At 63.1% G+C, this 13,696-nt stretch carries 13 protein-coding genes and 2 pseudogenes; 7 read left to right on the top strand and 8 right to left on the bottom strand.

Annotation, left to right across the window (positions count from 1 at the left end; genetic code table 11):
* Together K0F85_RS19700 and K0F85_RS19695 are read right to left on the bottom strand one after the other, a co-directional pair.
* A partial coding sequence (locus K0F85_RS19700) for a YbfB/YjiJ family MFS transporter (RefSeq protein WP_219117638.1) occupies positions 1–546 on the bottom strand: 546 nt, incomplete at its 3' end.
* Positions 543–1,418 (bottom strand): LysR substrate-binding domain-containing protein, encoded by an 876-nt coding sequence (locus tag K0F85_RS19695; RefSeq protein ID WP_219117735.1) that lies wholly within the window; start codon positions 1,416–1,418, stop codon positions 543–545. The genes K0F85_RS19695 and K0F85_RS19700, both read right to left, overlap by 4 nt.
* 99 nt (positions 1,419–1,517) lie before the next feature.
* On the opposite strand from K0F85_RS19695, the gene K0F85_RS19690 reads away from it, so the two are divergent.
* Positions 1,518–2,579, top strand: coding sequence for a nitronate monooxygenase family protein (locus K0F85_RS19690; protein WP_219117637.1), 1,062 nt, complete (start codon positions 1,518–1,520; stop codon positions 2,577–2,579).
* Between the two features lie 324 nt (positions 2,580–2,903).
* On the opposite strand, the gene K0F85_RS19685 is transcribed toward K0F85_RS19690, so the two are convergent.
* A complete protein-coding gene (locus tag K0F85_RS19685; protein WP_219117636.1) occupies positions 2,904–4,130 on the bottom strand; it encodes an FAD-dependent monooxygenase in 1,227 nt (408 codons plus the stop codon).
* A 137-nt stretch (positions 4,131–4,267) separates the two neighbouring features.
* Here K0F85_RS19685 and K0F85_RS19680 point away from each other — a divergent pair, with 137 nt between their 5' ends.
* From K0F85_RS19680 to K0F85_RS19670, 3 genes and pseudogenes are all read left to right on the top strand, one after another.
* Positions 4,268–5,209 carry a LysR family transcriptional regulator gene (locus tag K0F85_RS19680; RefSeq protein WP_219117734.1) on the top strand — a complete coding sequence of 314 codons (942 nt, stop codon included), beginning with the start codon at positions 4,268–4,270 and terminating at the stop codon, positions 5,207–5,209.
* Between the two features lie 171 nt (positions 5,210–5,380).
* Positions 5,381–5,557 (top strand): annotated as a pseudogene (locus K0F85_RS19675) (IS5/IS1182 family transposase); the annotation flags it as partial.
* Positions 5,554–5,853 (top strand): annotated as a pseudogene (locus K0F85_RS19670) (transposase); the annotation flags it as partial. The pseudogenes K0F85_RS19675 and K0F85_RS19670, both read left to right, overlap by 4 nt.
* Positions 5,854–6,197: 344 nt before the next feature.
* On the opposite strand, the gene K0F85_RS19665 reads toward K0F85_RS19670, so the two are convergent.
* The 4 genes from K0F85_RS19665 to K0F85_RS19650 form a co-directional block, all read right to left on the bottom strand.
* The gene (locus K0F85_RS19665) at positions 6,198–6,839 is read right to left on the bottom strand and encodes a VOC family protein (protein ID WP_219117634.1); all 642 of its coding nucleotides are present in this window, start codon (positions 6,837–6,839) and stop codon (positions 6,198–6,200) included.
* Between the two features lie 151 nt (positions 6,840–6,990).
* On the bottom strand, positions 6,991–7,311 hold the full coding sequence (locus K0F85_RS19660; RefSeq protein ID WP_219117633.1) for a hypothetical protein: 321 nt from the start codon (positions 7,309–7,311) through the stop codon (positions 6,991–6,993).
* A 230-nt stretch (positions 7,312–7,541) separates the two neighbouring features.
* Positions 7,542–8,348 carry a hypothetical protein gene (locus tag K0F85_RS19655; protein ID WP_219117632.1) on the bottom strand — a complete coding sequence of 269 codons (807 nt, stop codon included), beginning with the start codon at positions 8,346–8,348 and terminating at the stop codon, positions 7,542–7,544.
* A gap of 72 nt (positions 8,349–8,420) precedes the next feature.
* On the bottom strand, positions 8,421–9,935 hold the full coding sequence (locus tag K0F85_RS19650; protein WP_219117733.1) for an MFS transporter: 1,515 nt from the start codon (positions 9,933–9,935) through the stop codon (positions 8,421–8,423).
* Positions 9,936–10,081: 146 nt separating this feature from the next.
* Here K0F85_RS19650 and K0F85_RS19645 point away from each other — a divergent pair, with 146 nt between their 5' ends.
* Positions 10,082–10,942 carry a LysR substrate-binding domain-containing protein gene (locus K0F85_RS19645; RefSeq protein ID WP_219117631.1) on the top strand — a complete coding sequence of 287 codons (861 nt, stop codon included), beginning with the start codon at positions 10,082–10,084 and terminating at the stop codon, positions 10,940–10,942.
* A gap of 61 nt (positions 10,943–11,003) precedes the next feature.
* Positions 11,004–11,723, top strand: coding sequence for an SDR family oxidoreductase (locus K0F85_RS19640; RefSeq protein ID WP_219117630.1), 720 nt, complete (start codon positions 11,004–11,006; stop codon positions 11,721–11,723).
* Here K0F85_RS19640 and K0F85_RS19635 read toward each other — a convergent pair.
* Entirely contained in the window at positions 11,675–13,102 is a 1,428-nt protein-coding gene (locus tag K0F85_RS19635) for an MFS transporter (RefSeq protein WP_219117629.1), read from the bottom strand. The genes K0F85_RS19640 and K0F85_RS19635 overlap by 49 nt on opposite strands.
* A gap of 94 nt (positions 13,103–13,196) precedes the next feature.
* Here K0F85_RS19635 and K0F85_RS19630 point away from each other — a divergent pair.
* Positions 13,197–13,696 (top strand): LysR family transcriptional regulator (locus K0F85_RS19630; protein WP_219117628.1); only part of this gene is annotated, 500 nt, incomplete at its 3' end.

The raw sequence follows: 13,696 nt of genomic DNA, 5'->3' as shown, positions 1-13,696 counted from the left end.
GGCAATGGCTGGCGCGGCCGCCAGCCCCGCCAGCACGCTGATGCCGGCCAGCAGCAACCACATGCCGGCGCTGTGCCAGCCCAGCTGCGCTGCCAGCACCAGCAATTCGGCCGACACGGCGATACCGACGCCCACGCCCGCGTACAGCAGCGGCGCGCCGCGCGCATGCCGGCGCTGTTGCAGCAGCCACAATGACGCTGCCACCATGGCCAGCGCGCTGAAGACGCCCGCCACGCCCCGCACCGCCACGATGAGCCAGACCGGCATAGTCAAGGCCAGCACGCCCAGGCACAGCGCCGTGCCGGCCACCGACCATAAGCACAGCCGGTGTGCGCTGTGGGCCCGCGCGCGCATGGCCAGGATGGCGCCCAGCAAATAACCGGCATAGTTGGCCGAGGCCGCCAGGCTGGCGTCATTCAACTTGAGTACGCCTTCCGCGAGCATATGCGGGTAGATGGCCGTGAAAGCGAAGCGACCGAAGCCCATGCCGATAGCGAGGATGGCCGCCGCCGCGATGGCCGCGCGCAGCCTGGAAGACGCGCTCACAGCGCCGCCTCGCCGAGCTGCGCCAGCAAATGTTGAAAGGCGGGCACGTCGAATCCCGCGCGCCATACGAGCACGGTGTCGGCTTGCCCTGCGGACAGCGTTTTCAAGGCAGCAGGCGCATCGGACAGCGCCAGCACGCTGGCCGGCAGCAAGGTTACGCAGGCACCGGCCGCCACGCAAGCGATCATGGTGTGATACGAACTCATTTCCTGCACGCTCCACTGCGTGCTGCCGGCCACGCCCAGCAAATCTTCGGCGATGCCGCGGTAGGTGCAGCCCTGCGGAAACGCCGCCAGCGAGCGCGTGCGCACATCTGCGGCGCAACGCGCCTGCGCTTCGCTGGCCGGCAACAACAGACACAGTTCCTCGCGCCACACGGCTGTCGACGCCAGGCCCAGCTCCGCCAGTGCGGCAGCGCCGCCGAACGCTGGCGGCAAGGCAACAAAAGCGCAGTCGAGCAAGCCCGTGCGCACCTGCTCGATCAGGGGGCGCGATGGCCCCGTGCTCAACGCCAGCCGCGTCGCCGGATAGCGGGCGTGATACGCGGCCAGCAAGGCCGGCAAGCGGCTGGCCGCCGTGCTTTCCATGCTGCCGACGCGCAAGGTGCCTCCCTCGCGCCCGCCCGTGACGACATGCCTGGCCTCTTCCGCCAGCGCCAGCAGGCGCTGCGCATACTCGAGAAAGCGCTCGCCTGCCGCCGTCAGGGCCATGCGCTTGTTCGTGCGCACGAACAATTGCGCGCCAATATCGGCTTCCAGCTGCTGGATGCGCGTGGTGACGCTGGACGGCGCGCGGCCCAGCCTGGCTGCGGCCTGGGTGACGCTCAGTTCACTGGCCACGGCACAAAAAATCGTCAATGACTCCATGTCCATCATGTTCTTTCATTCGAAATGGTTGTGCTATTATATTCTCAAAATACGAATAATAATATGCGTACGACACAGCATCCTCAACTTCGTGAAGGAAATAACATGACTTCAATCCAGCGCTTCCTCGACCGCCTCGGTCTGCAATTGCCCATCATCCAGGCGCCGATGGCGGGCGTTTCTACGCCCAACTTGGCCGCCGCCGTCTCGAATGCGGGCGGCCTGGGCTCGCTGGCCATCGGCGCCGGCAGCGTGGCGCAGGCGCGCCAGATGATAGAAGACACGCGCGCCCTGACGGACGGCCCCTTCAATGTGAATGTGTTTTGCCATGCCCCTGCGGCAAGGGATGCGGGGCGCGAGGCTGCCTGGCTGGCCCATCTGGCGCCCCTGTTTGCGGAGCTGGGTGCGGCCGTGCCGGCAGAACTGGAAGAAATCTACCGGACGTTTCTCGGCGATGAGGCGGTATTCGAGCTGCTGCTGGAACAGCGCCCCGCCGTCGTCAGTTTTCATTTCGGCTTGCCGACGCAGCAGCAGATTGCCGCCCTGCGCCAGGCCGGCATCTATACCTTGGCCACGGCCACCAGCGTGCGCGAGGCGGCCCTGATCGAACAGGCAGGGGTCGACGCCATCGTCGCGCAGGGCGCGGAAGCGGGCGGGCATCGCGGCGTCTTCGATCCGCAAGCGCAGGATGAACGCCACAGCACCAGCGTGCTGCTGCGCCTGCTGACGGGCCGCACTACCCTGCCCCTGATCGCCGCCGGCGGCGTCATGGATGGCCTAGGCATCCGCGCCGCGCTGGACCTGGGCGCCGTGGCCGCCCAGCTGGGCACGGCATTCGTGCTGTGCCCGGAATCATCGGCCAGCGCCAGCTACCGCGCCAACCTCAAGAGCGAGCGGGCGGCAGCCACCCGCCTGACCAGCGTCCTCTCGGGCCGCCTGGCGCGCGGCATGGTGAACCGCCTGATCGAACATGGCGAAGCACCAGGCAGCCCGCCACCCGCCGACTACCCCGTCGCCTACGATGCCGCCAAACAATTGAATGCACTAGCAAGCCGGCACGGCGACAGCGAATTTGCCGCGCAGTGGGCCGGCCAGGGCGCCCCGCTGGCGCGCGAAATGGGCGCGGCGCAATTGCTAGCCATCCTGGCCAGGGAAATGGCTAGCTGATTTCAGGATGCCGCAGACATGAATCGCCCCCATGGACACCTAAGCCACAAGCAGCACGGCATAGAGAGATAGGAAGGTGACTCGACGCTGCGAGCGCATTGCATTGTCTGCTTTCGCCCCATAGCTGCCGTTCGAGTTTCGATGGCCACGGTCTGCTAGGTAACGCTTACCGGCTGATGCCCACATGCAAGCTGACCGGATGCGTGGGAAGAGGCGTTTGCATAAAACCTGAAAAATCGGATCCAGCGCCTGTCAAGCTCAGCCTGCCGCTCGGCTTTCGTCACTGGGGACATGACTTTCTATCCGCGTGGAATCCAGTACACATCATTCAATGCGGTACAGGCTGTCAAAGCCGCCTACCTCCACTGACGTGCTGTCTGCCCCACCAAGCATCGGTAGACCCTGGCTCCATCCGGCTGCCAAGACCTGCACGTCACGCACAGGATCGGACGCCTTGGCCCTCTCGTTGCGGATGCGACAGGTTTCGGGATCTGTGGCGAACAACCCACGTGCGAAGACCCGGCCCTGTTCCGCCAGCCTTACGGTTTTGGGAGCACGAATTCTCGCAAAAGCCTGGAAGATGTCTTCCAAGCCTCCACTTGCACCATCCAAGCACCGGGCCAAATGCCACGCATCCTCAAGCGCCTGGCAGGCTCCTTGCCCCGACGTCGGCAACGGCGCGTGCGCCGCATCTCCCACGAGCAGCACATTTGCCCGGCTCCACGTGTGCAACGGCTCCAGGTCGTGCACGGCGATCAGTCGGATGGCATCCGCCGGTGTCGCCTGGATGAGACGTGTGACAGGCTCAGGCCATTCCGCGAACAGGTCCTCAATTTCCTTACGCATATCCGCTGCAGGCGCCGCCATCGGCAATGGCCGTGCCTGCGCCGCCGCCCAGTAGACCAGATCCGGCCGGACCGGCACGCAACCGAAGCGCTTGCCCGCCCCCCAGAAGTCTTGAATCGAAACATCGTTCACCAGCGCATGCGGCCCCTGCGCCACGCCAATCCAGTTCACAAAGCCTTGATAGATTGGTGTGTTGTCACCCGCGACAAACTTGCGCGCCACCGATTCCATGCGACCGTCGGCCCCAATGAGCAGATCCGGGCGGATGCTCGCGCCATTTTCGAAATGGGCCACGGCTCTGCCATTAGTATCAAGCTCAATAGCCACCGCCCGGCGCCCGAACTCCACCGGAATCCCTGCCCGTGCCGCATGATCCAGCAACACCTCCTGCAAGTGCCTGCGCAGCACCGTGTAGGTTGGGTATCCCATCGTCCGGTCCAGCAAACCAATATCGAGGCCCCCCAGTGCATTTCCCGCAGCATCCTGGCGACGCATTGTCAGCGGTCTACCGCCAATGGCCTCAATGTCTTGCAGCAGTCCCAGTTCTTCCAGCACAAAGCTGGCATTGGGCCAGAGCGTCACGCCAGCCCCCATGGTTGCCGGCCCTGCCCGGCGCTCATATACCCGGGGACTGTACCCTTGATTACTCAAGGCAAGCGCCACGCTCAACCCTGCAATGCCGCCGCCAAGTATTCCGATTTCCATGCTAAAGCTCTCCTATTCAATCCGTCCCGACGTGCCGCCGACGGCGATTCATCGGACGAGATGGCATATTAAATTCCGCCACTGTGGAGTACTAGTATGTAAAAATGGATAGCTTTCATACCTTAATCGGGATAATAATGCGCAATGCCCTCGACCTGAATACAGTCCGTGTCTACGTGGCGGTCGTCGATGAACAAAGCTTTGCCGGCGCGGCACGCCTGCTGACCCTGCCATCTTCTAACGTTAGCCGCCACGTCGCCTCGCTGGAACGCATGCTGGGCGTCCGCCTGCTGGAACGCAGCACCCGCCACCTGCGCATGACGGAAGCTGGCAGGCTACTCTACGAACGCGCAAAACCCTTGCTCGACGCCTTGCTCTCCACCGAGGAAGAGCTTGGCGCAGTACAGCGTGAGCTGCGTGGCCCCCTAAGGATGTGCATGCCAGGCGAAGCGCCAAGGCTGCTAGCTCCTATCCTGGCCGAATTCTGTAGCCTCCATCCAGGCATCGAGCTTGAATGCGATACTCGGATGACCGGGCTGGAGGTACTTCGAGAGGACGTCGATCTTTCAATCGTCTTCCACCGGGGCCATCAGGAGGACAGTACTTTCATCACCCGCGAACTCGCCACCCTGCCCAGCATCGTGGTTGCCGCCCCCACCTTGCTAGCCAAGACCGGCATGCCACACTATGTGCGCGAACTGAAGTCTCTACCCTGCATCACCACCCTCAGTGCGCTGAAAGGTCAGCCCTGGCAGTTTCAGAACGCTGCGGGAGAAATCGTCAAGGTGCCGGTCCGCAGCCGTTACCGCGTCAACAGCGGAGAACTGGCAGTGGCAGGCGCACGGCAAGGCATCGGCTTCGCGATTGTGGCGGCCTATCCCTGCCAGGAAGATCTTGCTACGGGCCGATTGCAGGAGGTACCACTGGACCTGTGTCCCGCGCCCCTGAAATTACTGGGGGCATACAGCCATCGCCATTCCGTGACCGCGCGTGTGCGGGCGCTGCTGGATTTGATACAAGTGCGGTTGGCTGAGTCGGTTAACCCTCCCGTGGACCCCATAACTTGTGGAACGGTCTAGGATCGAGGTAGTGCACTGGACTCAAAGTGGAGTTCTTCGGAGCAGAAGCAGTCGCTCGGTATGACTTTCTCAATGTCAGCTTTCGCCCCAGGCTGTGTAAAAACGCAGTTTTGTGTAAACGGATGCCGTTGGGTAAACGTTATGCCAGTATCTCATCAATACGAGCGCCAGATGAAACGATTTATCGAGGGTGAATGCCGGGGCCAGGGTACGTTGCTGCCTGAACTGCTGGACGATTACGTTGCAGAGAACAATCCGGTTCGGGTGGTCGATGTATTTGTCGACCAACTTGACCTGGGCGAACTCGGCTTCGATGGTGTGCAGCCAGCAAAAACAGGACGGTCTGCCCGCTCAAGGACAAGTGCACGCCGAGCCAACAGCGCCGGGTGACACCTTGGGAGCATCAGGATGTGCTCGACGACATGCAGGTACGGCTTGATCAAAGTGCAGATGCTATGCGAATCCGGCGTTGCTCGGTCGAGCATCCGTTCGGGACCATCAAGTCCTGGATGGGGGCGACGCACTTCCTGACGAAAGGACTGGAGCGCGTGAAGACGGAAATGAGCCTGCACGTGCTCGCCTATAACTTCAAGCGAATGATGACGCTGCTTGGGGCCGCTGGCCTCATGGAGGCGGTCAGGGCATATGCTCTTCTACTGGATCCACAGCGCCTGTTTGGAGCGGTTACCTTGGTGGATGGGTCACCGAATCCAGAAAACAGAAACAGCCCTCCTAACGCCTCGCCAACCCACGACACGGCCGCAACCACGCGCAGTTCGGCCACCTGCAGCTATATTTGAGTTTTTACACAGCCTGGGCCGAATCCGGCCGTCGGCGTTCAGGATAGCATCCTGCCCGTATGGAAAAGCTACGAATTTTCACACCCGGGAGAGACTGCCCCGCTTGCCGACACGCCGATGTAGGCCGAAATCAGGCAGTAACTGGCTTGCTCGGTTTTAGCGCAAGCGTGGTTGACCGTCGGCCGCTCTTATAAGTGACGCATCCCATGCGGCGTATTGATGTGTGCGACCAAGTAGGCGGCGCGTTCGCCTTTCGACGGGGAAACAGAACATTGGCTATAAAGGCCGACGGACTGCAGCAAGCGAGAAATTCGTTCTGGTTCGGGATGAAACAGTTCGAGCTTGACGAGAGACAGGCCATAATCCTGAAGCTTGGTCGCAGGGTGCCCCTCCGCTGACCACTCAATTAGTGCCGGCGCGGCGCCATCCAACGGCAGAGCTCCATCGGAGGGAATAGTAATGAGCCAATTAAGAGCGCCACGGCTCATGGACTCGATATTTCCAAGTGCCTCCGAAGAAGCCGAAACGCTTGCCTGAATGTCGGACGTCCGGACTACCCATGTGGCGAGTGTCGGTGCCGAATTGGTGCGCAAAGTATCAAGTGCGAACCAGCGCGGCCTGAGGGGCGCAGGAGCCTTGGGGTTAGGGGCGATTACTTCCAGGAATAAAGAATCGCCCAGCCGCAGAAGAAGATTATGCGTTCCCATGCGCGGATGTTCTCCTCCAGCCTGAGGCTCAACCCCGAGCGCCTGGCGCACAAACTCCGCACCAACTTCAAGCGATGGTGCGGTGACGGTGATATGGTCAATGTGACAGGAAGGCACTCTCATTCCTCCGCCGAAAAGTCAATTATAATTTCTGTTAAGTCCTCTTGAGAGAGCTCATGCGTTTCCAGGGAACCAATTCAAAGTAAGCGCCGATGATATCTTTCAAGTATGTGTTCGCTAAGGGCTGCTCCTGGCCGTATCCTGCCCAAGTTACTCAGACGTTGACGTCACGCCAGCCGCGCAACCAAATATAGTTGTTCTTCCGTAGGGTGATGTAAAAGATCGCGGAAAATGGTGACGCGTTCGGGCCGCATTCAAGTATCACAGGCTCGGCAAGACGAACGTCAAGCGCAAATTTTTCCGAATGACACCAATCGATTTGCATCTGCACAGTATGCTTTCCGGGATCGACATCGAACTCAACCTCCGAGCCATTGGCCACTCTGGCAATTTCTCGCCCGTCCAGGAGAACGGTGTATTTGCGACCTCTATCTTGCCAAATTGCCTTCCTTCGTCGAACAATGATTTTTGTCATTTCAGATGTATTCAAAATTGATTTAGTCAGTTGAGCTGCTTGGCCGTCGACGGCTCATGAGCATAACGAATTGCCAAGCGCAAAAAGTCACGCATTGTCACGCCAACGCGAAGGGCCGCTACGGTTCGCCTGCTATCTGCAACGAGCCTGGCGTGAATTGAATAAAACTCATGCAACAGCTCAAATACATGAAATATATCAAGGCAACCGACACACCGGGATGCCTGCGCCTATGGCAGCCTGTGCCGGAACGTCGGTTCGATATTGCGCGCATGCAGCCAGCGCACGATGTCTTCCAGGTTGGCGTCTTGCAGCAGCAAGCCGGGCGCGGTGGCGGGAGAGGCGACAGGCGGTGCGGCCACGGGCACAGGCGCGGGCGCAGGCTCCACCAGCCCCGCATGTCCCTGCAGCTTGGCCAGTGCCTGCGCGAACTGGGCCGGGTTGATGCTGCGCAAGCTTTCCAGGAAGCCCAACTGGGCCGCTGGCGGTGGAGGCATGTCCAGGCCCGGCTCGTCGACGAAGGCGGCGCCCATGCTGGGGTGGATGAAGGCGGCCCACTTGCCCGACGGCTGCAAACATGGCGGCAGCGCCACCTGCTCAACGTAATCTGGCGGCGCTGCGGCGAGGATGTCGGTCGAGGCGGGTAAAAAGGTGGTGCGCAGCAGCTGCACGAACTGGCGCGCCTGGCCGGCAGGCACGGGCGTGGCCAGGGACAGCCATAACTGGAAGGCCGTGCCCGAGATGCTGACGGCGGGCGCCGGCAAGTCCAGCTCGTGCTGCACGGCATTGGCGATCGCGCACAGCGCGCTCCAGTGCGCTTCGCCGCCGCCCTTGCCGCCAAACTCCAGCACCAGCGCGCGCGTCAGGCCGCCATGGCCGCGATCCTGCAGCAGTTGCACGGGCACCGTGTGCTCGCCCGACAGATGGCGCGCCAGCACGGCCGGCGTCAAAGGCTGCGCGCCGCCACCCGCCTCCAGATAGAGTTGCTGTTCATCCAACAGATACAGACGGGTGAGTTCGGAAATCAGTTTATGCATGGACAGCCTCGTAATAACGTTGAGCAAGACTTGCCAACTTGCCCAGATTATAGCCTCCCCTGCCCTTGGATTTCAGCGTACCGGCTGCCCGGCTGTCTGCCGCGCCCGTCCGGCGCCAAATACGAGCCAGCTGGCCACGGCAAACAGGCAGGCGGCCACGCCGCCGTACAGCATCACGGCGCCAAAACCTTGTGCCAGCGCAAGCTTGGCCACTCCGGCCGGCAGCGTGCCGACGCCCTTGCCTGCAGACAAATCCTCCGCCATGGCGCGCAAGGTGGCCGCGTCCAGTCCTCCGGGCATGTGCGGCCGCAAGGCGGACTGAATGGCTTCGACGAGGATAAAGCCCATCAGCGCAATATTGATGGACAGGCTGACCATGCGCGCGCTGATGTCGATGCTGGAAGCCATGCCGGCCCGTTCACCGGGTACTGCGCCCGTCGTCGTGTTGGTGACAGGCGTATTCGTCAGCCCCAGCCCCGTGCCGGCCAGCAGGCAGCCGGGCAAGATCGTCAGCCAGCTGGCGGCGTCCACACTGCTGCCCCACAGCATCAGCAAAAAACCCAGGCCGATGGCCAGCAAACCGGCAGGGATCACCGCATCGGCCCGGTAGCGCAGCGCCAGCCGCTCTGCCAGGGGCGGCACGAGCAAGGTGGGCAAGGTGTAGGCCAGCAAGGTCAGGCCCGTGCCCAGGCTGCTGTAGCCGAGACCGTGTTGCACGTACAGGGGCAGATAAATCATGAGCGGCCAGAAACTGCAGTTCATGCCCGCCGAACCCAGCAGCGCACCCGAGAAACGGCGGATGCGGAACACGGAGAAGTCGATCATCGGTTCAGCCTGGCGCCGCTCGATCATGACAAACAGCATCAAGCTGAGCAGCGCCACGGCCAGGCTGGCCAGCGTGCGCGGTTCATTGAAACCCAGCGCCGGCCCCTGCGTCAGGCACCACGCCAGGCTGAACACGGCCAGAGACAAGGAGGCGATGCCCGCCACGTCCAGCTTGCGCCGCTGCGGATCGCGCGACTCGCTCACGCCCAGCGCCACCAGCAGCAGGGCCGCCAGCGCCAGCGGCCCGTGCACGAGAAATACCCATTGCCAGTTTGACAGCGCGACGATGGCCGCGCCTATGATGGGGCCGAAGCCCAGGCCCAGGCCAAACACGATGCCCCAGGCGCCAAACGCCCGGCCTCGCGCGGCACCGGCCGGGAACTGCTGCGACAGCACGGCCACCTGGCAAATCAGCATGGCGCCGCCGGCCATGCCCTGCAGTGCGCGCGCGGCGATCAGCACGCCCGTGCTGCCGGCCCAGCCGCATGCGAGGGAACTGAGGCCGAACAGCGCCAGGCTGGCGAGCAGCAAGCGCTTGCGGCCATAGCGGTCGGCCAGGGTGCCCGTTGCCATCAGCACGGTGGTGCAAGCCAGGGTGTAGGCGTTCATGATCCATTGCAAATCCTTGAAGTCGCCGTGCAGCACGGTTTCCAGGGTGGGCAGAATGACGGGCACGCTGGAAATTTCCAGGCCAAACATGAGCGAGGCCAGGCACACGGCGGCCAGGGTCAGTGCATTTTGTTGCGAATTAGTAAGGTGCATCGAAGCCTTGATGTCGGTAGTCATGGAGGAGCGCGTGGTGCCGGCGCGCTGGAGCCACCATTCTAGAAAGCCTCGACTCATGAGGGAAATGATAAAATTCTGTACAATTCATTCATTTTCATCATGAATCACAGGATGCAAACACGATGGACTTCGATACCGCCCTGCTGCGCGCCTTCGTCGCCGTTCAGGACACAGGCGGCTTTACGCGCGCCGCCGAACGGCTGCACCTGAGCCAGTCCGCCATCAGCCACCAGATCCGCCGCCTGGAAGAGCAGGCGGGCGCCGCGCTGCTGGTACGCACGACGCGCAGCCTGCGTCTGACGGAAGATGGCGAGGATTTCCTGCGCCACGCGCGGCAAATCCTGGCGGCCCAGGATGCGCTATCGCGGCGCTTCCAGCGTTCATCGATTGCCGGCGCCGTGCGCTTCGGCGTGCCGGAAAATTTCATGGGCGCGCGCCTGCCGGCCCTGCTGGCGCAGTTTGCGCACCTGTTTCCCGCCGTGCGCCTGGATGTGACGGTGGGCACCTATCTTGACTTGCAGAAACTGGTCGCCGCCGATGCGCTGGACCTGGCCGTCGTCATGGCGCTGGCCGGCGGGCAAGATGAGCCGGCCGTGCTGCGCCGCACGCGCTTCGTCTGGGCGGCGGCGCAGGATTTTCGCCATGACGGCCAGGCGCCGCTGCCGCTGGCGTTTTCACCGGCGCCGTGCATGCACCGGCAAGTGGGCGTCGATGCCCTCGACGGCGCCGGCCTCGACTGGCGCGTGGCGTTCACCTCGCCCAGCCAGCAGGGCTTGCGCGCCGCCGTGCTGGCCGGGCTGGCGATCACGGCCCTGCCGCAAGGCGACCTGGAAGCGGACATGGTGGTCATCGATGGCCACCATGGCTTGCCCGCCCTGCCCGCCGCCCAGTTCCAGCTGCTCTGGCGCGCTGCCAGCACGACGGCGGCGGCCGAAGCGTTCGGGCAATTGCTGCGCGAGTGGTCAGCCGGGGCGGCGGCGTGAATTTTCAAAAAAGTGTAGCCTTCGCAGGTGTGCATTTTCAGGCTAAAGGAAATCTTCTCCCATGACATCTCGTACTTTCCTCGTCACTGGCGCAACACGCGGTATCGGTTATGCCATCAGCACCTTGCTTCATCAGCAAGGCAACCGGGTCGTGGGCATCGCGCGGCACATCGAGGGCGTGGACTTTCCAGGCACGCTGCTTGCCTGCGATCTTGGCGATCTGGCGCAGACGGCGCAAGTTCTCAAGGTGATTGAAAAACAATTTCACATCGATGGCATCGTGAACAATGCAGGCATTGCCTCGCCCCAGCCGCTGGGTCAAATCGACTTTGCCACGTTGCAGAACGTCTTCGATCTGAACGTGCGCGCCGCCATTCAGGTAACACAGCAGTTCGTGGATGCGATGAAGCTCCGCCGGTATGGCCGGATCGTGAATATTTGCAGCCGTGCGATCTACGGCAACGTGAACCGCACCGCCTATTCCGCCGCCAAAAGCGCCTTGGTCGGCTGCACGAGAACCTGGGCGCTGGAGTTGGCCGAGCACGGCGTGACGGTCAATGCGATCGCACCAGGCCCCGTGGAAACGGAACTGTTCCGCAAGACCCGCCCCGTCGGCAGTGAGATGGAACGCCAGGTTCTTGCAACGATACCGATGCGACGACTGGGACAGCCAGATGACATTGCCGCCGCCGTCGGCTTCCTGCTATCGGAGCAAGCCAGTTACGTGACAGGTCAGGTCTTGGCGGTGGATGGAGGCGGCAGCCTCGGCGGGCGCGCCTGACAAGTCAGCACCAGCAGCAAGGCCAGCGCCAGCATGGCGGCAGCGCTGCCCAGGGCAAGCGTCACGCGGTGCGCCAGCAGCAGCACGCCCGCCAGCTGGCCCGCGCCCACGCCGGCCACGGCCACCAGCGCCGCCAGCCCCAGCGAACTGCCGAACTGGTGCGCCACGTTGACGACGCCCGAGGCGGCGCCCGCATCCTGTGCAGGCACGCTGGCCACGCCGGCCGCCGTTAGCGGACTCAGCGCCATGCCCTGCCCCGCGCCGATCAGCACCATGGGCAAGGCCACGCCCAGCCAATACGCCGTGCCCGCGTCGACGCGGCTCAGCCATGCCATGCCCAGCAGGGTCAAGCCCAGTCCCATGGCCAGCAGGCGCGCATTGCCGAAGCGGCGCGTCAGGCGCGGCACGCACAGGGCCACGCCGAAGTTCACCAGGGTCATGGGCAGGAAAGCCAGGCCCGTCAAGGATGGCGGAAAGCCGAGCACCACTTGCAAGAATTGCGTGGTGAAAAAGAAACAGCCGATCATGGCGCCCATGAACAGCACCCTGGCCCCGTACGCCGCATTGCGTTGCGTATCGGCAAAGAGGCGCAGCGGCAGGATGGGTTGCGCGGCGCGACGTTCGATGGCAATGAAAGCGGCCAGCAGCAGCACGCCCGCTGCCAAAGTACCTTGCGTCAGGGCATCGCCCCAGCCGGCGCCAGCCGAGCGGATCAAGCCATACACGACGGCCGACATACCAAGGGTCGAGCTGGCCGCGCCGGCCACGTCGAACTGGCCCCGGCTGCGGGTGCTTTCCGCGATATAACGGCGCGCCGCCACCAGCATGGCGGCGCCGATGGGCAGGTTGATGAAGAAACCCACCCTCCACGACAGCCATTCGGCCAGCACGCCGCCCAGCACCAGGCCCACGCTGGCGGCAATGCCGGCCACGGCGCTGTACAGGGCGATGGCCCGCGTGCGTTCGTGCCCCTCCTTAAATGTGGTTTGCAGCAACGCCAGGGTGGATGGCGCCAGGATGGCCGCGCCCACGCCCTGGATGGCGCGCGCGGCAATCAGCATGGCCGGCGACTGCGCCAGGCCGATGGCCAGCGATGCCAGGATGAATAGCGCCAGGCCCAGCTGCAGAAGCCGGCGCCGGCCATACGCATCGCCGGCGCGCGCGGCCAGCAGCAGCAAGCCGCCAAACGTCAGGGTATACGCACTTTGCACCCAGGCCAGGCTGGTATCCGTAAAACCCAGTTCTTGGTGGATTTTCGGCAAACCCGTCAGGACGATGGACGTGTCGAGCACGATCATCACATAACTGACGAGGATGATGGCGAGGATGGCCGCCTTGTGCGGCGGCGCGGTGGACGCGTTGATGGGAAAATTGTTCATGCCTCCACTGTAAGACTTTCGCATTATCATGAATAGATGCTAAAGTCCGCATGAACTTATTAGCATTACTAATGAATGAGAAAGGCAGTCCGTCATGGCGCAGACCAACTTCAACGACATTCTCGCCTTCGTGGCCGTGGCCCGCGCAGGCAGTTTTACCCGGGCGGCGGCCAAGCTGGGCGTGTCGCAGTCGGCACTGAGCCAGACCGTGCGCACGCTGGAAGAACGGCTCGATTTGCGCCTGCTGGTGCGCACCACGCGCAGCGTCTCGCCCACGGAAGCTGGCGAACAGCTGCTGCGCACGGTGGCACCCCGCTTCGACGAGATCGAGGCGGAACTGGCACTGCTCAGCGAGCGGCGCGACAAGCCGGCCGGCAACATCCGCATCAGCGCGGGCGAGCATGCGGCGCTGACGGTACTGCAGCCGGCCATCGCCAGATTGCTGCCGCATTACCCCGACATCAACATCGAAGTCGTCGTCGACAACGGCATGACCGATATCGTGGCTGCGCGCTGCGATGCGGGCGTGCGCCTGGGCGAGCAAGTGGCCAAGGACATGATCGCCATGCCCATCGGCCCGGATTTCCGCATGGC

The organism is Janthinobacterium sp. UMAB-56, assembly GCF_900095265.1.
GTDB lineage: Bacteria > Pseudomonadota > Gammaproteobacteria > Burkholderiales > Burkholderiaceae_D > Janthinobacterium.
The sequence above is the reverse complement of the archived record's forward strand: the minus strand, read 5'-3'. Positions and strand labels throughout refer to the sequence as shown.

Excerpts from the sequence above, each read along its gene's own strand:
- K0F85_RS19660 (WP_219117633.1), bottom strand. The coding sequence starts at position 7,311 with ATGACAAAAATCATTGTTCGACGAAGGAAGGCAATTTGGCAAGATAGA.
- K0F85_RS19640 (WP_219117630.1), top strand. The coding sequence starts at position 11,004 with ATGACATCTCGTACTTTCCTCGTCACTGGCGCAACACGCGGTATCGGT.
- K0F85_RS19655 (WP_219117632.1), bottom strand. The coding sequence starts at position 8,348 with ATGCATAAACTGATTTCCGAACTCACCCGTCTGTATCTGTTGGATGAA.
- K0F85_RS19635 (WP_219117629.1), bottom strand. The coding sequence starts at position 13,102 with ATGAACAATTTTCCCATCAACGCGTCCACCGCGCCGCCGCACAAGGCG.
- K0F85_RS19650 (WP_219117733.1), bottom strand. The coding sequence starts at position 9,935 with ATGCACCTTACTAATTCGCAACAAAATGCACTGACCCTGGCCGCCGTG.
- K0F85_RS19685 (WP_219117636.1), bottom strand. The coding sequence starts at position 4,130 with ATGGAAATCGGAATACTTGGCGGCGGCATTGCAGGGTTGAGCGTGGCG.
- K0F85_RS19690 (WP_219117637.1), top strand. The coding sequence starts at position 1,518 with ATGACTTCAATCCAGCGCTTCCTCGACCGCCTCGGTCTGCAATTGCCC.
- K0F85_RS19680 (WP_219117734.1), top strand. The coding sequence starts at position 4,268 with ATGCGCAATGCCCTCGACCTGAATACAGTCCGTGTCTACGTGGCGGTC.
- K0F85_RS19665 (WP_219117634.1), bottom strand. The coding sequence starts at position 6,839 with ATGAGAGTGCCTTCCTGTCACATTGACCATATCACCGTCACCGCACCA.
- K0F85_RS19695 (WP_219117735.1), bottom strand. The coding sequence starts at position 1,418 with ATGGACATGGAGTCATTGACGATTTTTTGTGCCGTGGCCAGTGAACTG.
- K0F85_RS19645 (WP_219117631.1), top strand. The coding sequence starts at position 10,082 with ATGGACTTCGATACCGCCCTGCTGCGCGCCTTCGTCGCCGTTCAGGAC.